The following is a 21018-nucleotide window of genomic DNA, read 5'->3' as shown; positions in this document are numbered from 1 at the left end:
CCGATGCATTCATGTCCCGTTCGCGGCACCGGGCCGGCGTGTCGCGGGGTCGGAAGGCAAGTCGGGCGTGGCCTGTCGCGACGATGGCCATCTGCCGTCCCGTCCGCGAACCGGAGAAGAGCTCCCCGCTGACCGTGCATCCATCCGGCTCGCCACGGCAAGTTAATTTCGATATCGAACTTATATGCGCCACCATCCATCGCTGGCCTTCCTTCGGCGCGGCCTTGACCCCGGATGCCTCTCACCTAGGCTCGCGGCGCATTTCCGATGGGGCGCGACATGACGCTGGCGATGAGCTGGGACGAATGGGCGAAGCATGACGCGGTGGCGCTGGCCGATCGCGTCCGGGCCGGCGAGGTGAGCGCGGCCGAACTCGCCGCCCAGGCCGCCGCCGGCATCGCCAAGGTGAACCCGGAACTCTGCGCCGTGGTCGAGGTCTTCGAGGATCTCGTCGCCGAGCCCTTCCGGGATGGCACCGCCCCGGACGGCCCCTTCGCCGGCGTGCCCTATCTGATGAAGGATCTCGGCCCCACCCTGAAGGGACGGTTGCAGGAGATGGGCTCGCATCTCATGCAGGGGAACCGGGCGCAGGCGGACAGCTTCCTCGCCGGGCAGATCCGCCGCGCCGGGCTGAACATCCTGGGGCGCACCACCACGCCCGAATTCGGCTGCTGCTCCGCCGCCGAGAACCCGGCGATGTATGTGACGCGCAATCCCTGGAACACGGGCTACACCACCAACGGCTCCTCCGCCGGCACGGCGGCGGCGGTGGCGGCGGGGGTGCTGCCGATCTCGCATGCCACGGATGGCGGCGGCTCGATCCGCATCCCGGCGGGCGCCACCGGCAATATCGGGCTGAAGCCTTCGCGCGGCGTCTTCTCCATCGCGCCCTATGCCTCGGACCTGACCGGCCTCGTCTCCATCCAGGGCTGCCACAGCCGCAGCGTCCGCGACACGGCGCTCTTCGTCGATGCCTGCCGCGGCGGCGCGCCGGGCGAGTTCATGCCCTACTGGAAGGCGGACGAGCCCTATTCGTCGCTGATCCGGCGCGACCCGAGGCCGCTGCGCATCGCGCTGTCGCATGAATGGGGCGACTACCGCGGCGTGCCGCATTTCGTGGCGGAGCTGGAGCGCGTGGGCCGGCTGCTGGAAAGCCTGGGCCACCATGTCGAATGGGCGCTGCCGCGGGTGGATTTCCGCGCCGCCTTCGCCGCGCAGACCACCTGCTACGTCAGCAACTTCGCGCAGACGGTGAACAACCTGATCGCGCCGCTGGGCCTCGACCGCCCGCCGGCCGACAAGGTGGAGCCGATCAACATCCGCATCTGGGAGGCGGGGATCAACACCAGCTTCACCGAGCGGGCGCGGATGCAGGCGGTGTTCAACAGCACCTCCCGCGCCTTCGGGGAGTTCTTCGAGGACTGGGACATCATCCTCACCCCGATCACCGCCCTGCCGACGCCGGTGATCGGCACCACCGAGTACCTGACGATCAGCGACAATCCGGATGTCTATGACTGGTTCGGCAATCTCTGGCGCAACTTCGCCTATACGCCGCTCTCCAACCTCTGCGGCATCCCGGCCATCTCCCTGCCCCTCGCCTGGCAGGAAAGCGGGTTGCCGCTCGGCATCCAGGCGCAGACGCGGCAGGCGGGCGACGGGGTGCTGCTGCAACTGGCGGCGCAGATCGAGCGCGCCATCGGCGGGCGCTGGAACGATGGGAAGCGCCCCGGCGTGCATGTGACGGCGGGCTGAGGCGACCGGGGCGGACGCGCCGCCCCGGCTCCTTCCACGATCCGGCCCCTTCCGCTATTCGGCCGCCGGCAACGGCGCCATCCCCATGTACCCGATAGCAAAGAGGGGGCAGGGCAGCCCCCTCCCCTGTCCCGGTGCTATTCGTTCCGCAGCAGCGGCGCCGGGCGCACCCGCAGCGCCAGAGCGGTGCCCACCCAGCCCATGCCGAGGGTGAGCACGGCGCAACCCAGCACGGTCAGCAGCAGCGTGCCGGGCAGGAAGACCCAGTCCATGCGCATCACGAAGCGCACCACACCCCAGGAGGCGAGCGTTCCGGCCGCCGCCGCGATCAGCCCCGCCGTCACGCCGAGCAGGCCAAACTCCACCAGCCAGGCATTGCGGATCTGCGCGCGCGTGGCGCCCAGCGTCTTGAGCACCACCGCGTCGCGGATGCGCCGCGCCTGTCCCGCCGCCACCGCGCCGGCCAGCACCAGCGCCCCGGCGATCAGCGTCAGCGCCGCCGTGGAGGTCATGGCCATGGCGAGCTGCCCGAGCATCTCGCCCAGCGCGTCCAGCGCCTCGCGCACGCTGATGCCGGTGACGTTGGGGAAGGCATCGGTCACGGCGCGCAGGATGCCGCCCTCCGCCGCCTGGTCGGCGCGGATCGTGGCGATATGCGTGTGGGGCGCGGCTTCCAGCAGGCCGGGCGAGGCCACCAGGGCGAAGTTCAGCCCCAGCCCCCGCCACTCGATGTCGCGCAGCGAGGCGATGCGGAACTCCAGGTCGCGGCCCAGGATGTTCAGCGCCACCGTGTCGCCGAGGCCGACGCCCCAGCCGCGCGCGAGATTGGCGTCGAGCGAGACCAGCGGCGGCCCCTTGTAGTCCGGCGCCCACCACTGCCCGGCGGTGAGGCGCGTGCCCTCCGGCGGCGTCGCGGCATAGGTCAGGCCACGGTCGCCGCGCAGCGCCCAGGCGGAGTCCTCGCTGACCCGGAGCTGCTCCACCGGGATTCCCTTCACCGCCACGATGCGGGCGCGCAGCGAGGGCACGCGCTGTTCCTCGTGCACGCCCGGCAGGCCGCGCACCAGCGCGTCGAAGCGCTGCGCCTGGTCGTTCTGGATGTCGATGAAGAAGAAGCTCGGCGCGCCGTTCGGGATCTGCTCGCCGATCTGGCGGCGCAGGTTGCCCTCGATCAGCGCCACTGCCGCCAGGGTGGTGAGCCCGATGCCCAGCGAGACCAGCATCAGCGCGGTCGGCGCGCCGGGGCGGTGCAGGTTGGCGAGGCCCAGCCGCAGCTCGGGGCGCCGCACGCCCCGGAAACGCCGCGCCAGCGCCTGGAGCGCCCAGGCCCCGCCCCGGAACAATGCCAGCGTCACCGCCGCGCCCAGGCAGAACCAGAGGGCGAAGAGCTTCTGCTCGGAGCTGAGCACGACCAACGCCACCAGCAGGGCGATCATGATCCCGTTCACCAGCAGCAGCCAAAGGCGCGGGCGCCCGGCCACGGGCTGCACGACATCGCGGAACAGGGCCGCGCCGGGGATCTCCCGCGCCCGCCCCAGTGGCCAGAGCGAGAAGGCGAGCGCCGCGAGCAGGCCATAGACCGCCGCCACGAGCAGCGGCAGCGGATAGAAGCCGAAGCGCGGCGGAACCGGCAGCACCCCGGCCAGGGCTTTGGCCGCCAGCCAGGTCAGCCCCGTGCCGCCCAGCAGGCCGATCGCGATCCCCAGCGCGGAGAGCACCAGGAGCTGCAGCAGGTAGGTGGCGAAGATCACGCGCGCCGGGGCACCGAGGCAGCGCAGCGTGGCGATGGTCCGCGCGCGCCGGTCCAGCCAGGCACGCACGCCGGTGGCCACGCCGATGCCGCCGACCAGCAGCGCCGTCAGCCCGGCCAGGGTGAGGAAGGAGGCGGCATTGTCCACGAAGCGCCCCACGCCCGGCGCGCCGTCCGAGGCATCGCGGATGCGCCAGCCGCTGTCGGCGAAGCTCTGGGCGCGCAGCGCGGCGGTGAAGCGCGCCTCGTCCGTCCCCGGCGGCAGGCGGAGGCGATAGGCATAGGTCACGAGCGAGCCGGGCTGGACGAGCTGCGTCGCCGGGATGGCGGCGAGCGGGACGATGGCGCGCGGCCCGAACTGGAAGGCGCTGGCCACCTTGTCGGGCTCGGAGGCCACGGTGCCGCGCAGCACGAAGCGCGCCTCGCCGATCCGCACCGTGTCGCCCACCTTCAGGCCCAGCCGGTCGAGCACCAGACGGTCCAGCGCCAGCGGCCAGCGGCCCTCCGCGTCGGGGCTGTCGCCCAACGGGTGGTCCGGCGGGCCGGGCGGGTCGAGTTCCAGCGTGCCATAGAGCGGGTAGGCGCCGTCCACCGCCTTCAGCTCCACCAGCGAGCGGTCGGTGCCGGAGCGCGGCTCCGCCTCCGCACCGGCGGGCGCTGTTCCGCCGCCTGCCGCCTGCGGGGCCGCCAACGGGACCACATGGGGGGCCACCGCCATGGCGCGCATGGAGACCACCTCGCTGACCCGCGCGCCCTGCGCCTCCAGCCAGCGTCGTCCCTCCTCCGGCATCGGGCGCTGCGAGGCCCGGACCTCCAGGTCGCCGCCCAGGAGCCGCGCGCCATCGGCCGCCAGCCCGCTCTCGACGGCGGCGCGCAGGGTGCCGACGGCGGCGATGGCAGCGACGCCCAGGGCCAGGCAGGCCAGGACGATGCGCAGCCCCTTCACCCCGCCGCGCAGCTCGCGCCGCGCCAGGCGCCAGGCCAGGGCCAGCGTGCCGGCGGAGGCCCCGCCCCCGGCGGCCTGTCCCGGAAAGGCCGAGGCGCTCATGCCGAGGGGGAGCCCGCGACGCCGAGATCCAGCGCGGCGCCGCCCGTGGCTTCCGCAGGGTCGGACTGCCGGCCGGGCGACCCGCCATGGGTGGCGGTGTCGGACACGATCCGCCCATCCTCGATCCGCACCTGACGTTCGCAGCGGTCCGCCAGGGCGGGATCATGGGTGATCAGCACCAGCGTCGTGCCGAGGCGCTGGCGCAGGCCGAACAGCAGGTTCATCACCGTCTCGCCGGTCGCGCGGTCGAGATTGCCGGTAGGCTCGTCGGCGAGAAGCAGCGCCGGCTCCCCCACGAAGGCCCGCGCCAGGGCCACGCGCTGCTGCTCGCCGCCCGAAAGCTGGCCCGGATAGTGGTCGAGCCGGTGGCCGAGTCCGACCTCGCGCAGCGCCGCCTCCGCGCGCTCGAAGGCATCGCGGCGCCCGGCGAATTCCAGCGGCACGGCCACGTTCTCCCGCGCCGTCATGGTGGGCACGAGATGGAAGGCCTGGAAGACGATGCCGATCCGGTCCCGCCGCAGCCGCGCCAGCGAATCCTCGTCCAGCGCGCCCAGATCCTGGCCCGCCACGCGCAGCGTGCCGGAACTCGCCCGCTCCAGCCCCGCCAGCAGCATCAGCAGAGAGGTCTTGCCGGAGCCGGAGGGGCCGACGATGCCCACCGCCTCCCCCGCCCGGATCGAGAGGTCCAGCCCCTTGAGGATGTTGACCGGTCCGCCGCTGGCAACCACGTTGAAGGTCACGCGCCGGGCCTCGACGAGAGGTCCGGCGGGGGGCGAGGAGGAGGTCATCATGTCCGGCATCGCCCAGAGATTGTCCCGGCGCGCTGCGCTGCACAGGGGGCTTTCCCGTTTCGCTTTGTGTCTGGCCGCGCCCATGACGCTGCCGCTCCTGGTCGCCCGGCCGGCCCGGGCGGTGGCGAAGCCGGTCAAGTTGTTGATGTTGGGCGATTCCATCACCGCCGCCTATGGGCTGTCGCGGGAGGATGGGCTGCCCGCGCAGCTCCAGGCGGCGCTGTCACGGCCCGACCGTCCGGTGCAGGTGACCGATGCCGGGGTGTCCGGCGACACCACCGCCGGGGGGCGGTCCCGCCTCGACTGGGCGCTGGCCGATTCGCCGGATGCGGTGATTGTGGCGCTCGGCGGCAATGACGGCCTGCGCGGGATCGAGCCGCGGGATACCGAGGCCAATCTGGGCGCCATCCTGGACACGCTGAAGGCGCGGAAGATCCCGGCCCTGCTGGCGGGAATGCTGGCGCCGCCCAATCTCGGCGCCGATTACGGGCGGGACTTCTCCGGCGCCTTCGCGCGGCTGGCCAAGGCGCATCCAGAGGCGGTGTTCTACCCCTTCCTGCTGGATGGCGTGGCCGGGGATCTGGCGCTGAACCAGGCCGACCGCATCCATCCGAACCCGCAGGGGGTGAAGGTGATGGTGGAGCGGATGCGGCCCGCGGTGGAGGAGCTGATCGCCCGCCTTCCCGCCGGGGCCTCCGGCGGGAGCTGACGCGGCAGCCGAGGGGAAGCCGGGGGAAGAAGGAGGAGGGAGGACCGGGCAGCCAGGAGCCAAGACCGACGCACCAGAGCCGCGGGGCCGCCGAGTCCCCCGCACGACCACCGTCACGACGCCATGGGGGCTTTCCGATCCGATGTTGCGACTGTTTGTGGCTCTCGCCCTGCCCGAATTGCTGCGCGACCAGCTTGCCGGCCTTGTCGGCGGCATCCCTGGGGCGAAATGGGTGCCGCCCGACAACTACCACCTGACCCTGCGCTTCATCGGGGCCATCGAGCGCTGGCGGGCCGAGGAGGTGGACGAGGCGCTCGCCGCCATCCGTGCCCGCCCCTTCGACCTCTCGCTCTGCGGCGTCGGCACCTTCGAGAAGGCGGGGCGGATCCAGAGCCTCTGGGTCGGGGTGGAGCGTACCGAGGCGCTGTCGCATCTCCAGGCCAAGGTGGAGACCGCCCTGCAGCGCGTGGGGCTGGAACCGGAGCGCCGCCGCTTCGCGCCGCACATCACCCTGGCGCGGGTGGACCGGGCCGAGGTGCCGAAGCTCGTCTCCTATGTCCAGGCGCACAACCTGTTCCGCGCGCCGCCGGTGCGGATGGAGCAGTTCACGCTCTTCTCCTCGCTGCTCGGCAAGGAGCACTCGGTCTATACGCCGGAGGTGGAGTACGCCCTGGCCTGAGTGGCCCGCCCACCGCAGCGTGACCGCCGGGCCGCTTGACGGGCGGCGGGGTGCCATGTCCCAAAAGGGCATGGCTTCCCCGCCGAAGATCGTCGTCCTCACCGGTGCCGGGATCAGCCGGGAATCCGGCCTGTCCACCTATCGCGACCGGGACGGGACCTGGGCCAAGGTGCCGCTGGAGCAGGTGGCCCAGCCCGCCGCCTTCGCCCGCGACCCCGCCTGGGTGCATGCCTTCTACAATTCCCGCCGCGCCCGGCTGCGCGAGGTCGAGCCCAATGCCGCGCACCGCGCGCTGGCGGAGCTGGACGCGCGCTGGCCTGGGGATTTCCTGCTGGTCACCCAGAACGTGGACGGGCTGCATGGGCGGGCCGGTTCCCGCCGCGTCGTGCAGATGCATGGCGCGCTGCGCGAGGCACGCTGCACCCGCTGCGGCGCGGTCACCCCCTGGGAGGATGATCTTTCCACGGACACGGCCTGCCCCGCCTGCACCCAGGCGGGCGGGATGCGGCCGAACGTGGTCTGGTTCGGCGAGATGCCGCTGCACATGGCGCGGATCGAGGCGGCGCTGGAGGGCTGCGACCTCTTCGTCTCCATCGGCACCTCCGGCAGCGTCTATCCGGCGGCGGGCTTCGTGGCCGGGGTGCGGGACCGCGCCGACACGCTGGAGCTGAACCTGGAGCCTTCCGCCGGATCGCATCTCTTCGACGAGGCCCGGCACGGCCCGGCCACGCGGCTGGTGCCGGAATGGGTGTCGGAGGTCCTGGCCCGTTGGGCCTGAAACGGGTGGAGGCCCAGGCCCGCGCCTGCACCCTCTGCGCCCCGGTTCTGCCGCTGGGGCCACGCCCGATCCTGCAGGTGGGCACGCGGGCGCGTCTGCTGATCACCTCCCAGGCCCCGGGCACCAAGGCGCATCTGTCCGGCATTCCCTTCCAGGATGCCTCGGGCATCCGGCTGCGCGACTGGCTGGGGCTGGACGAGGCGATCTTCTACGATCCGGATCGCGTCGCCATCCTGCCCACGGGCTTCTGCTATCCCGGCCGCCTGCCGCGCGGTGGCGATGCCCCGCCCCGGCCGGAATGCGCGCCGCTCTGGCATCCGCGCCTGCTGCCGCTGATGCCGGAGGTCCGCTGCCGGCTGCTGGTGGGCAGCTACGCCCAGCGCCTCGTGCTCGGGCCGGGCAGCCTGGCGGATCGGGTGCGGCGGCATGAGGAGTTCCTGCCCCGGCACTTTCCCCTGCCCCATCCCTCCTGGCGCACCCTGGCCTGGGCGGCGAAGAATCCCTGGTTCGAGGCCGAGGTCATCCCCCGTCTGCGGCAGGTGGTGCGGGAGGTGCTGGCGGGGTGAGCGCCGCCCTGGCCCGGCCCGGCCCACGCCTCCGAGGAATTCTGCTGGCCATGCTGCTGGCGCTTTCCGCCGGAGCCACGGACGCCCGGGAGAGTGGCGGCGACGGGCCGGGCGAGGCGGAGGCCACGGCCTTCCTGGCGCAGTCCGTCTGCCTGGACGATGCCGGACGTCCCGTGCCCGGCCGCCTGCCCTTCGAGCCCGGCTGCGACCGCCGCCGCCCGGCCCGGATCGACGAGGTGCTGCCCTGGCGCAAGACCGACTATCCCGACAGCGCCGCCGCCGTGGCCCGGCCCCAGGGCTACATGGCCTCCGATGCCGTGGTCGGGCGGCTGCTGGGCCGTCCCGCCATCATCCAGACCTTCGACATCGGCGGCGGCTTCCAGGGCCATGAGTTCGGCCGCTTCGAGCCCGACGAGGGCGGACAGGCCGCCTTGCTCCGCCCGGGCCCCGGCGGGGTGGAGGCGAGCTTCGTGGTCACGCAGGACGGCGGGCGGCCCGGCGTGCTGCAATGGTTCCTTTCCCCCGACTGCCGCCCGGGCGAGCCCCCCGCGCCGGCCTGGCTGGCCTTCGCCGGCGAGGTTCCCGAGGGCCGCTGGGCCGAGCGGATCGCGCCGATCAACATCGCCTCCGCGCCCGATGCCTGCCCGCGCGATTTCGGCCAAGCCCTGACCCGCTGGCGGCGGGCGCGGATCGCCCTGCCGATGCGCTGGCACGACGACCCCACGCCCGGGAGCCTGCCGGTGGAGGCCATCGTCTCCGAGCATTATGCCCGGACGGAGATCGCCGCCTCCGATCATCTGGAACGCTTCTGGTTCGCCCGCGATCTCGGCATGGTGCGGTGGGAGCGCTGGAACAACGGCGCCTTCCTGCCCGACACGGCGGAACGGGGCCGGTGGTTCGCGCGCACCGGCCGCTGCGGGCCGGTTCCCTTCTCGGACAGCCCGGGCCCCGGCTGGGCGCTGGTGGATTGCCGGACATGGACCAACTTCTCCCGGCAGGGTGGCCGCGTGGCGCCCTGGCCGCTCCCCTGACCCCGGAACCACCCCGGCACGGCACGGCGAGGGAGCCAAATCCCCACTGCCGCGTTACCGGAAGGCATATCGCCAGGGAGACGAGTCATGAACAACCCGAAGAAGCCGGTCGATCAGAGCGAGGACTGGGAGCACGCCCGGCGCCAGAACGAGCGGAGCTGGGGCGACGACCCTAATCTGCCGAACGAGGGACAGGACCAGTCCGACCGGCAGAAGCAGGAACGGACGGACGAGGATTACGGCACCGGCAAGGAAGGGGCCGACCCTCATCGGGACGAGCCGGGGCGCTCGCCGGAGAAGCCCGTCTGAGGACAGGGTAAGGGGCGGGGCCGCGCAGGCAGCCTCGTGCCCTGCCCGAGGGGGTGGAGCGGCCTCAGCCCGGCGTGGCCTCGTCCCCCTCGCCTTCCAGCCGGGCGATCTCCTCGTCCGAGAAGCCGAAATGGTGGCCGACCTCGTGGATGATGACGTTCCGCACCAGCCGGAAAAGATCCCCGCCGGTCTCCACCCATTCCACGAGGATCGGCTCCCGGTACAGCGTGATCATGTCGGGTTCCCGCGGCAGGTCGCTGGCGGAGCGTTCCGTCAGCGGCACGCCACGGTAGAGGCCGGTCAGTTCCCAGGGATGCTCCAGCCCCATCTCCTCCAGGGTCTCCTCGTCGGGAACCTCCTCCACGGCGATGGCGAGGTTGCGCACGGAGATGCGCAACTCCTCCGGCAACGCGCAGAGGGCGGTTTCGGCCAGGCTGGCGATGTCCTCGGCCGAGGGCGGGGTGGTGTGGTGCGGAACCATGCGCGGAGGGGGCGCATATTTCCCCCTGCCCCGTCAAGCAGGGGGTGCCGTCCCGCCCGTCGCGGCCCCTTCCGCCAGGGCCAGGATCTCCCCGGGGGAAAGCCCGTCCCGCAGGAGTTCCCGCACCGGCTTCGCGCCGTCTCGCTTCGCCAGACGCTTCCCGTCCGGCCCGAGCAGCAGCGGATGGTGGGCGTAGCGAGGTTCCGGCCAGCCCATCAGCGCCTGCAGCAGACGGTGGATGTCGGTGGCGGCCCGCAGGTCCTCGCCCCGCGTCACCAGCGTCACGCCCTGGAGCGCGTCGTCATGCGTGACGCAGAGGTGGTAGGAGGCCGGGGCATCCTTGCGCGCCAGCACCACGTCGCCGAAGCGGGCCGGCTCGCAGCGGACCCGGCCATGCCCCTGTTCCTCGTAGGAAAGCGGGCCATCCAGGGTGGCGAGGGCGGCTGCCATGTCCAGCCGCAGCGCGTGCGGCTCCCCGGCCGACAGGCGGCCGGCGCGTTCCGCCGGGTCCAGGCGGCGGCAGGTGCCGGGATAGACGGGCCCCTCCGGTCCGGCTTCCCCCGGATGCGGGGCCGCGCCGCTGCGGGCGATCTCGCGCGCGATCTCGGCGCGGGTGCAGAAGCAGGGGTAGAGCAGGCCGCGCCGCGCCAGGCTGGCCAGGACCCGGCGGTATTCCGGCAGGTGCCCGGACTGCACCCGCACCGGACCGTCCCAGTCCATCCCGAGCGCCCGCAAGTCCTCCTCGATCGCCGCGCGGTATTCGGGGCGGCAGCGTGTCGGGTCGATATCCTCGATGCGAAGCAGGAAGCGCCCGCCCGCCTGCCGCGCCGCGCGCCAGCCTTGCAGGGCCGAGCGCACATGGCCGAGATGCAGGTAGCCCGTCGGACTCGGTGCGAAGCGCGTGACCGCCTCCGCCGTCACGGCGCCGCTCCGACGCGATGCGCTCCGGCCGCGGAGACGGCGATGCCTTGGTCCGATACGGCGGGATGAGGTTCGCGGGGCATCGGAGGATCCTGAACGCCTGGCAGGCGGGGCAGGCTCTATCGCCGCTTTCCGTCCAGGGAAAGCGAGGAAGGAGAAGGCGCAATGGCGCAGGAGAGTTCCAACACCCTGCCGGACGGGCCGGAGCCTGGGCAGGGCACGGTGGTGCGGAGCTGGGGCCCGCCTTCGGGCCGGGCGCCCCGGCATCTGGTGGTGCTGCTGCACGGTGTCGGCGCCCGGGGCGACGATCTGCTGCCCTTCGCCCCCGCCCTGGGCGGGGTCCTGCCGGACGCGCTCTTCCTGGCGCCGGATGCACCGGAACCCTATGACGGCGCGCCTTTCGGCCGGCAATGGTTCTCCCTGGGTGACCGGCGCCCTGCCGTGCTGGTGCCCGCCATCCAGACGGCCGCCCCGCTCCTGGCGCGCCGGATCGCCTTCTGGCTGGAAAGGCTGGGACTGGATCACGGTGATCTGGTGCTGCTCGGCTTTTCCCAGGGCGCCATGATGGCGCTCCATACGGGGCTTCGCCTGCCCCGCCCGCCCGCCGCGATCCTCGCCTATGCGGGGGCGCTGCTGGACCCGGAGGGGCTGGAGCACGCGCTGGTGCACCCTCCCCCGCCGGTCCTGCTGGTGCATGGCGAGGCCGACCCCGTGGTCCCCGCCGAGGCATCCCGCCGTGCCGCACTCCGGCTGCGGCAGCTCGGCGTGCCGGTGGATTCCCGGTTCGAGCCGGGCGTGGACCACACCATCTCGCCGGATGGCATGATGGCGGGCGCGGCCTTCCTGCGGCGCTGCATGAAGCCTTCGTGACCTTTGCGGCACAAGCTGTTGCGGCCCGGCCCACTGCATGGCAAACCAGCCACACACATCGGACGGCGCCACTTCATCTGGGGCCTGATCGTCCGGACAGGCCCCAGCGCTGGTGGCCCCGTCCCTCCGGGATGGGGAGCCACACTTGCCTGACGGTGGTCACACTTTCCCAGCGCTGGTGCTGAACGCGGATTTTCGGCCGCTGTCCTATTATCCGTTGTCGCTCTGGTCCTGGCAGGATGCGGTGAAGGCCGTGTTCCTGGACCGTGTCTCCGTGCTCAGCGAATACGAGCACGAGGTGCGGTCTCCGACTCTCACCATGAAGCTGCCGAGCGTCATCGCACTGCGGGAGTACATCCCCTCGGCGCGCAAGCCGGCCTTCACGCGCTTCAACGTGTTCCTGCGCGATCACTTCTCCTGCCAGTATTGCGGCGACGGGTTTCCCACGCCGGAACTGACCTTCGATCATGTGATCCCCCGCTCCCGCGGCGGGCGGACGACCTGGGAGAATGTCGTGACCGCCTGCGGCCCCTGCAACCTGCGCAAAGGCTCGCGCCTGCCCCGGGATTGCCAGATGATCCCGCGCGTGGCGCCGCGCCAGCCCACCTCCTGGGAATTGCAGGACAATGGGCGGGCCTTTCCGCCGAACTATCTCCACCAGAGCTGGCGCGACTACCTGTACTGGGACAGCGAGCTGGAGAGCTGACGGGCCAGTCCGCTCAGCATGAGGCGCCCGGCCATGGGACGGGCGCCTCGCGGGACCGGCGGACCGATCCTCAGCCGAACAGGAAGTCGCTGGCGTGGAAGCCGGCGACGGTCATGTTCTTGAAGGTGATGACCTCCCCGCCATCGAGGGTCATGATGACATTGGTGCCGGACTGCTTCATCGCGGCATGGGCCTCGGCCCAGCTATCGACGCCGAAGCCCTGCAGCTTGATGACGTCGCCCTCGGCATGGCTGAAGTCCACGACCGTGTCGCGGCCGGCACCGTCGCTCTTCAGGAAGAGGAAGGTGTCGGCCCCGGCGCCGCCCAAGAGCACGTCATTGCCTGCTCCGCCGATCAGCGTGTCGTTGCCGGCATAGCCATAGAGGGTGTCGTTGCCCGCCATGCCCTTCAGCACGTCCTTGCCGTCGCTGCCGTAAAGAATGTTGTCGAGGGCGTTACCGGTGCCGGTCAGGCCGGAGACCGTCAGGCTCAGTCGCTCGACATTGTCGGTCAAGGTGTAGCTGATCGAAGCATAGACCCGGTCGTCGCCGCCATTGGCCGCCTCAACTACCACGTCGCCGGCATTGTCCACGATATAGGCATCGTTGCCCGCACCGCCGGTCATGCGGTCCGCGCCGGTGCCGCCATTCAGGGTGTCGTTGCCGTCGCCGCCCTCCAGCGTGTCGTTGCCGGCATTGCCGTAGAGCGTGTCATTGCCCGCCATGCCCTTCAGCGTATCGGCACCGTCGCTGCCGTAGAGGATATTGTCCTGGGCGTTGCCGGTGCCGGTCAGGCCGGCAGCCTTCAGGGTCAGACGCTCGACATTGTCGGTCAGGGTGTAGCTGATCGAGGCATAGACCCTGTCGTCGCCGCCATTGGCCGCCTCGGTCACCACGTCGCCGGCATTGTCCACCACATAGATATCGTTACCCAGGCCGCCCGCCATGTGATCCGCGCCGGTGCCGCCATCGAGGTAGTCGTTGCCGGCGCCGCCGTTCAGCGTATCCGCCCCGTCCTTGCCATAAAGATTGTTGCCCGCATCGTTCGCGGTGATCGTGTTGTCCAGCGCGTTGCCGACACCCTTGAGCGCGGCGGAGCCCGTCAGCACCAGGTTGTCCGCCGTGGAGGCGAGGGTGGTGCTCACCGCGCTGCTGATCGTGACCGGCGTCTTGCCCGCCACGAGCTGGTCGGTCAGGGAGACGGCGTAGTCGATCGTGCGGTTGTAGGTCAGCCAGGAGGCGCTGGTCAGCAACTCGTTGCCGTCCACGAGGATCTGGTCGACATAGGCGTTCCGGTCGGTGCCGGCCGTGCCGCCATAGGCGTCGTTCAGGAACTGCACCGAGATGGTGTGGGCGCCGGCATCCCAATGGCCGCTCAGCGTCAGGTCCTGGGTCTGGCCACTGCCGTGCTGGGCGGTCACGGTGACCGTGTCGCTCATCGCCACGCCGTCGATGAAGACCTTCACCTGGGCATCGCCCTGCCAGCTGTCTCCGGACAGCTTCAGCGTGATCGTGTGCGCGTCGGTCGTGCTGGTGGTGCCACCCGGCGAGATGGCGACGCTCTTGGCATCCGCCATCTCGATGACCAGCGGATGGTCGGTCAGGCTGATCTGGAGCTGGCTGACGTTCGAGTAGATGCTCTGGGCGTCGGTGCCGAGCAGCGGGTCATAGACCTTCACGGTGCCGAAGGTGTGGTCGAGGGTCACGGTGACCGTGGTGCTCTTGGCCGCGATCTCGCTGAGGGTGGCGCTGTCCCAGAGCTTCTGCTCGTTCCACACCGCCAGCTCGTAGGTGCCGGAGGACTTCTCCAGCAGCAGTGTGTTGCCCGTAGCGGGCAGGCCCGAGACCGAGTAGCCCAGCGTACCGGTGGTGAAGCTTTCCGCCGTGCTGCCGGTGTCGGACAGGATGGTGGTCAGGTTGTGGATGGCCACCGCCACGGGCTTGGCCGACCAGTCGTAGTTGAAGAGGCCGTAATGCGCCTCCTGGTTGGTGTCGGTGGGGTCCTGGAAGGAGTCCACGAGTTCGTAGAGATAGGTCGCCGCATAGCCGAGCTTGTAGGTGTCCAGCAGCAGGTTCAGCGTGTACTTGGCCTGGACCGCCTCGCTCACACCCTGGTTGCCCGCGCCGGAGGTCTGTGTCGGATAACCTGATTCCGTGATGACCATCTGCTGGCCCGGATTCATCTGGTTGGCCATCGGCACATAGGTGCTGAGCACGGAGTAGGAGGTCGCGCCGCCGCCGTAGTAGATATGCGCGTTGCCGTAATCGGCATTGGCCGAGTTGTCGCCATAGGCCGCGAAGCTGCCGGAATCCGAGGCCGCGACGCTGAAGTTGATGATCGGCACGTCCTTCAGCGCGGCGCTGGAGCTCACATAGTCGGCGATCAGCTTCTGCACCGCCCGGGCGCCGGCGATGCCGCCCACGCCGTTCAGCGTGGCCTCCCAGTAGTTGACCTCGTTCGGGCCTTCCAGGCTGCGCAGATAGGGCGCGAGCTTTTCCACCAGGGCGAACTGGTTGGCGTAGGTGTCGCCCTGAACACCCACCATCATGTCGAGCTTGATGCCGTTCTCACCGAGATAGGCCAGCCGGTCGAGCTGCAGCGAGGCATAGCCCGTGGCGTCGCGCACGCTGCCGATGCCCAGATACTGGAGCGAGGCCAGCACCTGATCGATGTCGTAGTAGGGCGTGTCGTAGAACTGGGAGTGGATGTTGACACCAAGGGAATCGATGAAATCCCCGGCGCGGGAAGCCGTCGTGCTCGCCATCTTTGCAACCCATGGTTGTATTTAAGGACAAAATTCTTCCATGCGGGGCAGAGGCAGACACCCTTGCCAGGTGCAATCCCTTATCCGCTTACAACCCTAGGTAGCATCAACAAACACAAATGCGAGAGGGATTAATCAGGAATTCGTGAAATTCATGTTTCGAGGGTTCCTGGTAACGATTTGTTCCTCATTTGTTCTATTTATGGCTACGATTGGAAGTCATTCACCCACATTTGGGGATTATTGTCGTCCACACGCAAAAAATGGACATCACCAAGCTCGATGCCCGGCCATTTCCGGCCGGGCCAGATTGCCGGCCGGACAGGTTCAGGCCGGCTCCCTTGGCCCGAAGGCGGTGCCCTCCGCCCCCGGACCGGCGCCGGTCAGGCGTCGCGGCGCAGCGCCTGCCGAAGCCCGAAGCCGCCCAACAGAAGCGCGTAAAGCAGGTTCAACTGGGCAATGGTGACAGGCAGTCCGGGGATCACATAGGTCGGCGCGTCGCAGGGCTTGTCGGGCTTGGCCGCCATGGCCTTCAGCATGTCGTCCACGCTCAGCCCCAGCGTGGCCGCGGGAGCCTGGCAAGATGGAAGGGGCGACGGCCACCACTGCTGCTCCACCCCGATATGCAGCACGGCGAGGCCGCCCGACACCAGCACGGCGAGGGCCGCCAGAGCCAGCAGGCCACGCGATCGCAGGAAGGCGGCCAGCAGGGCCAGCACCGCCGCCACCCAGTAGGGCCAGCGCTGCCACAGGCAGAGGGCGCAGGGGGCGAGGCCCAGGAAGGTTTCGGACGCCAGGGCGGCCAGGGGCGCGGCGGCGGCGAGCACGGCCAGCGACAGGGAGGAGCGGCGAATCATGGCCGCCACGCTGCGTCCGCGCCGTCAGGCGGGCAAGGGACGCCGCCGCCTGCGCCGCGCGAGGCTGCCCGGCAGAGAGATCAGGGCCTGCGCCAGGAACAGGCCCAGGACCAGGCCGCAAAGCCCGTAGGTGGCGGCGGCGCTGCCGAGGATGACTTGCGGCACGTGCGTGTCGACCGCCGTCCGCAGCACGGCGCGCTTGTCGGCATCGGGCTCGCTGATCAGGTCCCAGGCCGCGTCCAGCGGCTGCAGCAGCGGCGGCGCACGCTCGATCCGCTCATGCGCCCGGCGCAACGTCTCCGCCTTGGCGACCGAGACGGCCAACCCCTCGGCATTCGACGGCTCGGCCTGCCGCAAGGCCGCGATGACACCCTCGTCCGTGCCGGTCGCCAGCCCGTAGAACTGCCGTGCCTTCTCCTTGCGTTGCTCGATGTCGCGCCGCGCGTCCCCGCTCACCTGCTGCAGGGCCGTGTCATAGGCATGCGTCAGTGCCGGGACCTGCATCGCCGCCACTCCCAGGACCAGGGCCAACCCGATCCGCAGCGAATCGGAAAGCCAGCGCCCGATGAAACCCGCCATCCCCTCTCGCCTCCATGCCGGGACAGGCTGGAAAGCACCCGCCCCGGGCGGTGGTTGCGGAGGAGCGGACACCCGTGGGGAACCGGCCGCTTCCCCGGCTCCGGTTGCGGTTGACTGTGCCTCCGCTTCCCTTAAATCTCCCGCCGCCAACGGGGGCCCTCCGAGGTGGCCGACGCCGCTTCAGGGGCCCTCTCGGCATTCGGGGGCGTGGTGGAACGGTAGACACGAACGACTCAAAATCGTTTGCCTTCACAGGCTTGCCGGTTCGAGTCCGGCCGCCCCTACCATTCCTCGCAGCGGACGTCGGTCCCCGATCCGGCAGCCCGAAGGAGACCGGAGTTCGAGTCCTTCCGAAGGTGCGCCAGGCCGCGGGCTCCGGCCTGAACCGGGCGTCCATCCGGAAATGAGGCTCCGCGCAACCGTATCCGGCAGGGTGTCATCGCTAAGGCGTGTGCGGCGGATGCGCTCCTGCCATCTTACGCCGGCATGGCCGCGGGCTATGTAACCGTCTGTCCCCGGCCCTCCCGCCGTGGGTGCGCCATGCCGCCCGGGGCTCCGGGCGAGATGCGAGGAGCCCTGGATGACCCCCGCCCTCTCCCGCCGCGCCATCCTCCTGGCTGGCCTTGCCCTTTCCCTGCCCGCCATCCTGCCCGGCCGCGTCCGCGCGCAGGCCGCCTCCGGACGGCCGGTCGTGGTGGGGTCGAAGCTGGATACGGAAAGCGCCCTGCTCGGCCAGATGATCGCCCTGGTGCTGGAGGCGCAGGGGGTGGCGGTCGAGCGCAAGCTGCAACTGGGGCCGACCCGCATCCTGCGCGCCGCCATCCTGAACGGGGAGGTGGACGTCTATCCCGAATACACGGGCAACGGCGCCTTCTTCTTCCAGATGGAGGACGATCCCGCCTGGCACGATCCGCAGGCGGGGGCGGAGAAGGTCCGGACACTGGACCTGGAGCGCAACAGGCTGGTCTGGCTGACGCCCGGCTCGGCCAACAACACCTGGGCCATCGCCGTGCGGCAGGATCTGGCGAAGAGCGCGAAGCTGGAAAGCCTGGAGGACCTTGCCCGCCATCTGAGCGGCGATGGCGCCTTCAAGCTGGCCGCTTCGGCGGAATTCGTGGAAAGCCCGGCCGCCCTGCCCGCCTTCCAGAAGGCCTATGGCTTCACTCTGCCGCCCGGGCGGCTGCTGGTCCTGGCCGGCGGCGACACGGCGGTGACGATGCGCGCCGCGGCGGAGCGGCTGAACGGCGTGAACGCCGCCATGGTCTATGGCACCGACGGCGCGATCCAGGCGCTGGAGCTGAAGGTCCTGGCCGACCCGAAGGGGGCGCAGATCGTCTATCGCCCCGCGCCGGTGGTACGTCAGGCGGTGTTCGACGCCCATCCGAAGATGGGCGACTGGCTGAAGCCGGTCTTCGACTCCCTCAGCCTGGAGGTGCTCCAGACGCTGAACGCCAAGGTCGTGGTGGAGGGTGCCAACCCGCGCGACGTGGCGCAGGCGCATCTGCGCAGTCTCGGCGCGGCGCGCTGAATGGCCCGCAGCGCGGCGCTGCCGGCGCTCCGTGACCGGGCGGCCGCAGCCCCGATCCCGCGCGAGGCCCTGGCAGCGGGCGTCCTCCTGGCCCTGGCGGCCCTTTCGCCCTTCCTGCTGGGTTGGCTCTCGGTGGCGCCGAACCGGCTGGTTTCCCCACGCCCGGTGGCGCTGCCGCTGACGCCATCCGTCTGGGCGGCCGTGGCGGTCTTCCTGCTTTCCGCCCTGGGCGCCGCGATCCTTGCCCGGCGCGCGGCGCTGCTGCCCTGGGCCGAGGCGATGGTAGCCCTGGCCGCACTCGCCATGCTGGCGGCCACGGGGCTGGGAGCGGCGGCAGCCCTGCGGGACGCCTCCTCCGTCGCCCGGGCGGCACCCGCCGCCGGGGTCTGGGTCGGCCTGCTGCTGTCCGCCCTGGCCGCCGGTTGCTGCGCCGCCGGGCGCGGCGGCACGCCGGGGCGCTTCCTGCTGGGCCTTGGCCTGGGCCTCGTGCTGCTGGTGGGCAGCGGCACGCTCGATGCCCTGTCCCTGCTGCGGGAGGCCGCCTCGCGGGGCGCCGAGCTGCGCGGTGCCCTGGTGGAACATGTCTTCATCGCTGCCGCCGCGCTGCTGCTGGCGGCGCTGGTGGCGGTCCCGCTCTCGGTTCTGGCGCTGCGGCGGCCCAGGCTGGAGGCCGCGCTGATGGGCCTCGCCAACGGCTTGCAGGTGGTGCCCTCCATCGCCCTGTTCGGCCTGCTGATGGCGCCGCTGGCGGCTCTCGCCACCGCCTTTCCCGTGCTGCGCAGTCTCGGCATCGGCGGGATCGGGCCCGCCCCAGCGGTGCTGGCGATCGGCGGCTACCTGCTGCTGCCCCTGGCGGCCGGGCTGCTGTCCGGGCTGCGCGCCGTCCCCGCCCCGGTGCTGGATGCGGCCACCGGCCAGGGGCTCGGCCCGTCGCAGATCCTCTGGCGCGTGCGGCTGCCGCTCGGCGCAGGGATCGTGCTGGGCGGGGTGCGGACGGCGGTGATCCAGGCGATCGGCCTCGCCACCCTGGCCGCGCTGATCGGCGGCGGGGGGCTGGGGCGGCTGGTCTTCTTGGGTGTCGGCCAGTTGGCGACGGACCTGATCCTGCTCGGCGTGCTGCCGGTGGTGGCGCTGTCCCTGGCGGCGGATGCCGGGCTGGCGGCGGTGCAGGCCTGGCTGGCCCGGCGCCAGGGGGCTGCGTCGTGATCCGCTTCGAGGGGGCCACCAAGACCTATGGCACCCGCCGCGCCGTGGATGCCGTGAGCCTGGAGATCCGGAACGGGCGCTTCTGCGTGCTGCTGGGGGAATCGGGCTCCGGCAAGTCCACGCTGATGCGGATGGTGAACCGGCTGGTGCGGCCGGATGGCGGGCGCGTGACGCTGGACGGGCGCGACGTCGCCCAGGCCGATCCGGAAGCGCTGCGCCGGGGCATCGGCTATGTGATCCAGTCGGTCGGGCTGTTTCCGCACTGGCGGGTGGCGGAGAACGTCGCCACCGTGCCCCGGCTGCTGGGCTGGGACGCGGCGCGGATCGCCCGGCGGGTGGAGGAGCTGCTGCAACTGGTGGGGCTGGACCCGGAGCGCTTCGCGGAACGCTGGCCGCACGAGTTGTCCGGCGGGCAGGCGCAGCGGGTCGGGCTGGCCCGGGCCCTGGCGGCGGACCCGCCGGTGCTGCTGATGGACGAGCCCTTCTCCGCCCTCGACCCCAGCATCCGCCGCAGCCTGCAGCGGGAGATGCGGGCCATCCATGCCCGCACCGGCAAGACCATCCTCTTCGTGACGCATGACGTGGAGGAGGCTCTGACCCTGGCCGACCAGCTCGCCGTGCTGCGGGACGGGAAGCTGGTGGCCAGCGGCACCCCCGCCGAGGTGCTGGAGCGGCAGGCGGATGGCGCGGTGCGCGAGCTGCTGGGCGAGGAGGCGCTGGCCTTCCACCGCCTCGCCACCCAGCCCGCCCGCCGCCATGCGCGTGTCGCGGCGGAACCCGGGGAGCGGGACCTGCCCCTGCTGCCGGCGGATGCCACGCTGAAGCAGGCCCTGCTGCTGATGCTGGACCGGCGCACGGACCGCCTCGTGCTGGAGGCGGAGGAAGCCGGCCCTCCGCGCATCCTGCATCTGGGTGACCTGCTGTCCCCGGTCATGTCCGGCGACCGGGCGCCGCCATGAGGCGCCGCCTGCCGCGCCTCATGGCCGAGGCGGCGCTGTTCCTGCTGGCCCTGCTGGCCGCGCCGCATCTGGGCGCGCTCTGGGGCGGCCTCTTCCCGGAGGTGTCGCGGCCGGTCTGGACCTCGGAAAGCTGGTTCGTCCTGCTCGGCAGCCACCTTGCCCTGTCGCTGGGCGCGGCGCTGATGGCGACCGCGCTGGGGCTGGCGGCGGGCGTGCTGGCCAGCCGCCCCGCCGGGCGCCGGCTGCGGCCGCTGCTGGACGCGCTCTTCTCCCTGGCCCAGTCGGTGCCGCCGGTGGCGGTGATCGCGCTGGCCCTGCCGCTGCTGGGCTTCGGCGCCGCGCCCACCCTGCTGGCCCTGGTGCTCTACGCCGCCCTGCCGGTGATGCGTGCGGCGGCGGGGGGCTGGACGCCGTGCCCGGCCCGGTGCGTGACGCCGCCCAGGGGCTCGGCCTGGGCCCGGCGCGGCAGCTTTTCCAGGTCGAGCTTCCGCTGGCCCTGCCGGTGATCCTGTCCGGCCTGCGCGTCGCGGTGGTGCTGTCCATCGCCACGGCGGCGGTGGGGGCGGTCGCCGGGGCGCGCTGCCTGGGCACGCCCATCGTGGTCGGCCTGTCGAACGGCAATCCCGCCTGGGTGCTGCAGGGTGGCATCTTCACCGCCTGGCTGGCCCTGCTGGCGGACCGGGCCCTGCGCCTCCTCGCCCCGGTTCGGCCCGGCGCCTGACCTGCCCGGA

Annotated in this window: 21 protein-coding genes and 1 tRNA gene; 15 read left to right on the top strand and 7 right to left on the bottom strand. The window is 71.5% G+C overall.

Annotated elements, in window-relative coordinates; all coding sequences use genetic code 11:
* Nucleotides 1–267 precede the first annotated feature (267 nt).
* The gene (locus RGI145_RS05905; protein WP_208863934.1) at nt 268–1755 is read left to right on the top strand and encodes an amidase; all 1488 of its coding nucleotides are present in this window, start codon (nt 268–270) and stop codon (nt 1753–1755) included.
* Nucleotides 1756–1892: 137 nt separating this feature from the next.
* Here the strand turns inward: RGI145_RS05905 and RGI145_RS05900 are convergent, their stop codons facing one another.
* Both RGI145_RS05900 and RGI145_RS05895 read right to left on the bottom strand, forming a co-directional pair.
* A complete protein-coding gene (locus RGI145_RS05900; RefSeq protein WP_075797630.1) occupies nt 1893–4553 on the bottom strand; it encodes an ABC transporter permease in 2661 nt (886 codons plus the stop codon).
* Nucleotides 4550–5353 carry an ABC transporter ATP-binding protein gene (locus RGI145_RS05895; RefSeq protein WP_237183220.1) on the bottom strand — a complete coding sequence of 268 codons (804 nt, stop codon included), beginning with the start codon at nt 5351–5353 and terminating at the stop codon, nt 4550–4552. The genes RGI145_RS05900 and RGI145_RS05895 overlap by 4 nt, the downstream gene beginning before the upstream one ends.
* A 73-nt stretch (nt 5354–5426) precedes the next feature.
* Here RGI145_RS05895 and RGI145_RS05890 point away from each other — a divergent pair, with 73 nt between their 5' ends.
* The 6 genes from RGI145_RS05890 (at nt 5427) to RGI145_RS05865 (ending at nt 9416) form a co-directional block, all read left to right on the top strand.
* Complete coding sequence (locus RGI145_RS05890; protein ID WP_075797628.1) at nt 5427–6053, top strand: arylesterase; 627 nt, start codon at nt 5427–5429, stop codon at nt 6051–6053.
* Nucleotides 6054–6195: 142 nt separating this feature from the next.
* The gene (thpR, locus tag RGI145_RS05885; RefSeq protein ID WP_186373965.1) at nt 6196–6732 is read left to right on the top strand and encodes an RNA 2',3'-cyclic phosphodiesterase; all 537 of its coding nucleotides are present in this window, start codon (nt 6196–6198) and stop codon (nt 6730–6732) included.
* 55 nt (nt 6733–6787) lie between these two features.
* On the top strand, nt 6788–7510 hold the full coding sequence (locus RGI145_RS05880; protein ID WP_237183219.1) for an NAD-dependent deacylase: 723 nt from the start codon (nt 6788–6790) through the stop codon (nt 7508–7510).
* Nucleotides 7477–8076 carry a uracil-DNA glycosylase family protein gene (locus tag RGI145_RS05875; RefSeq protein WP_075797627.1) on the top strand — a complete coding sequence of 200 codons (600 nt, stop codon included), beginning with the start codon at nt 7477–7479 and terminating at the stop codon, nt 8074–8076. The genes RGI145_RS05880 and RGI145_RS05875 overlap by 34 nt, the downstream gene beginning before the upstream one ends.
* Nucleotides 8073–9107, top strand: coding sequence for a hypothetical protein (locus RGI145_RS05870; protein ID WP_156878445.1), 1035 nt, complete (start codon nt 8073–8075; stop codon nt 9105–9107). The genes RGI145_RS05875 and RGI145_RS05870 overlap by 4 nt, the downstream gene beginning before the upstream one ends.
* Nucleotides 9108–9194: 87 nt before the next feature.
* Nucleotides 9195–9416 carry a hypothetical protein gene (locus RGI145_RS05865; protein WP_075797625.1) on the top strand — a complete coding sequence of 74 codons (222 nt, stop codon included), beginning with the start codon at nt 9195–9197 and terminating at the stop codon, nt 9414–9416.
* A gap of 64 nt (nt 9417–9480) precedes the next feature.
* Here RGI145_RS05865 and RGI145_RS05860 read toward each other — a convergent pair whose 3' ends face one another.
* Both RGI145_RS05860 and gluQRS read right to left on the bottom strand, forming a co-directional pair.
* Nucleotides 9481–9897, bottom strand: coding sequence for a metallopeptidase family protein (locus tag RGI145_RS05860; RefSeq protein WP_075797624.1), 417 nt, complete (start codon nt 9895–9897; stop codon nt 9481–9483).
* Between the two features lie 33 nt (nt 9898–9930).
* Nucleotides 9931–10818, bottom strand: coding sequence for a tRNA glutamyl-Q(34) synthetase GluQRS (gene gluQRS / locus RGI145_RS05855; protein WP_075797623.1), 888 nt, complete (start codon nt 10816–10818; stop codon nt 9931–9933).
* Nucleotides 10819–10983: 165 nt separating this feature from the next.
* On the opposite strand from gluQRS, the gene RGI145_RS05850 reads away from it, so the two are divergent.
* Both RGI145_RS05850 and RGI145_RS05845 read left to right on the top strand, forming a co-directional pair.
* The gene (locus tag RGI145_RS05850; protein ID WP_083670465.1) at nt 10984–11688 is read left to right on the top strand and encodes an alpha/beta hydrolase; all 705 of its coding nucleotides are present in this window, start codon (nt 10984–10986) and stop codon (nt 11686–11688) included.
* 145 nt (nt 11689–11833) lie between these two features.
* Nucleotides 11834–12394 carry an HNH endonuclease gene (locus tag RGI145_RS05845; RefSeq protein WP_027279895.1) on the top strand — a complete coding sequence of 187 codons (561 nt, stop codon included), beginning with the start codon at nt 11834–11836 and terminating at the stop codon, nt 12392–12394.
* A 70-nt stretch (nt 12395–12464) separates the two neighbouring features.
* On the opposite strand, the gene RGI145_RS05840 is transcribed toward RGI145_RS05845, so the two are convergent.
* The 3 genes from RGI145_RS05840 to RGI145_RS05830 form a co-directional block, all read right to left on the bottom strand.
* Nucleotides 12465–15158 carry a carbohydrate-binding domain-containing protein gene (locus RGI145_RS05840; RefSeq protein ID WP_075797622.1) on the bottom strand — a complete coding sequence of 898 codons (2694 nt, stop codon included), beginning with the start codon at nt 15156–15158 and terminating at the stop codon, nt 12465–12467.
* 383 nt (nt 15159–15541) lie between these two features.
* On the bottom strand, nt 15542–16015 hold the full coding sequence (locus RGI145_RS05835) for a disulfide bond formation protein B (RefSeq protein WP_075797621.1): 474 nt from the start codon (nt 16013–16015) through the stop codon (nt 15542–15544).
* Nucleotides 16016–16039: 24 nt separating this feature from the next.
* Nucleotides 16040–16594 carry a DUF2937 family protein gene (locus RGI145_RS05830; RefSeq protein WP_075797620.1) on the bottom strand — a complete coding sequence of 185 codons (555 nt, stop codon included), beginning with the start codon at nt 16592–16594 and terminating at the stop codon, nt 16040–16042.
* A 201-nt stretch (nt 16595–16795) separates the two neighbouring features.
* On the opposite strand from RGI145_RS05830, the gene RGI145_RS05825 reads away from it, so the two are divergent.
* The 6 genes from RGI145_RS05825 to RGI145_RS25725 all read left to right on the top strand — a co-directional run bounded on the left by RGI145_RS05825 (nt 16796) and on the right by RGI145_RS25725 (nt 21008).
* Nucleotides 16796–16881: transfer RNA gene (locus RGI145_RS05825), tRNA-Leu, on the top strand.
* Nucleotides 16882–17174: 293 nt separating this feature from the next.
* Nucleotides 17175–18122 carry a glycine betaine ABC transporter substrate-binding protein OsmF gene (gene osmF, locus RGI145_RS05820; protein WP_075797619.1) on the top strand — a complete coding sequence of 316 codons (948 nt, stop codon included), beginning with the start codon at nt 17175–17177 and terminating at the stop codon, nt 18120–18122.
* Nucleotides 18123–19328, top strand: coding sequence for an ABC transporter permease (locus RGI145_RS05815; RefSeq protein ID WP_083670463.1), 1206 nt, complete (start codon nt 18123–18125; stop codon nt 19326–19328). It abuts the gene before it with no gap.
* Complete coding sequence (locus RGI145_RS05810; RefSeq protein ID WP_075797618.1) at nt 19325–20287, top strand: ABC transporter ATP-binding protein; 963 nt, start codon at nt 19325–19327, stop codon at nt 20285–20287. The genes RGI145_RS05815 and RGI145_RS05810 overlap by 4 nt, the downstream gene beginning before the upstream one ends.
* A complete protein-coding gene (locus RGI145_RS05805; RefSeq protein ID WP_237183217.1) occupies nt 20284–20793 on the top strand; it encodes a hypothetical protein in 510 nt (169 codons plus the stop codon). Before RGI145_RS05810 ends, RGI145_RS05805 begins: the two co-directional genes overlap by 4 nt.
* Nucleotides 20700–21008: an ABC transporter permease subunit gene (locus RGI145_RS25725; RefSeq protein ID WP_335740091.1), complete on the top strand. Its 309-nt coding sequence runs from the start codon at nt 20700–20702 to the stop codon at nt 21006–21008. Before RGI145_RS05805 ends, RGI145_RS25725 begins: the two co-directional genes overlap by 94 nt.
* The last annotated feature ends 10 nt before the right edge of the window (nt 21009–21018 follow it).

Source organism: Roseomonas gilardii (assembly GCF_001941945.1).
Taxonomy (GTDB): Bacteria; Pseudomonadota; Alphaproteobacteria; order Acetobacterales; family Acetobacteraceae; genus Roseomonas.
Note: the sequence above shows the minus strand (reverse complement) of the source record. Positions and strands in the feature narration are given on the sequence as shown.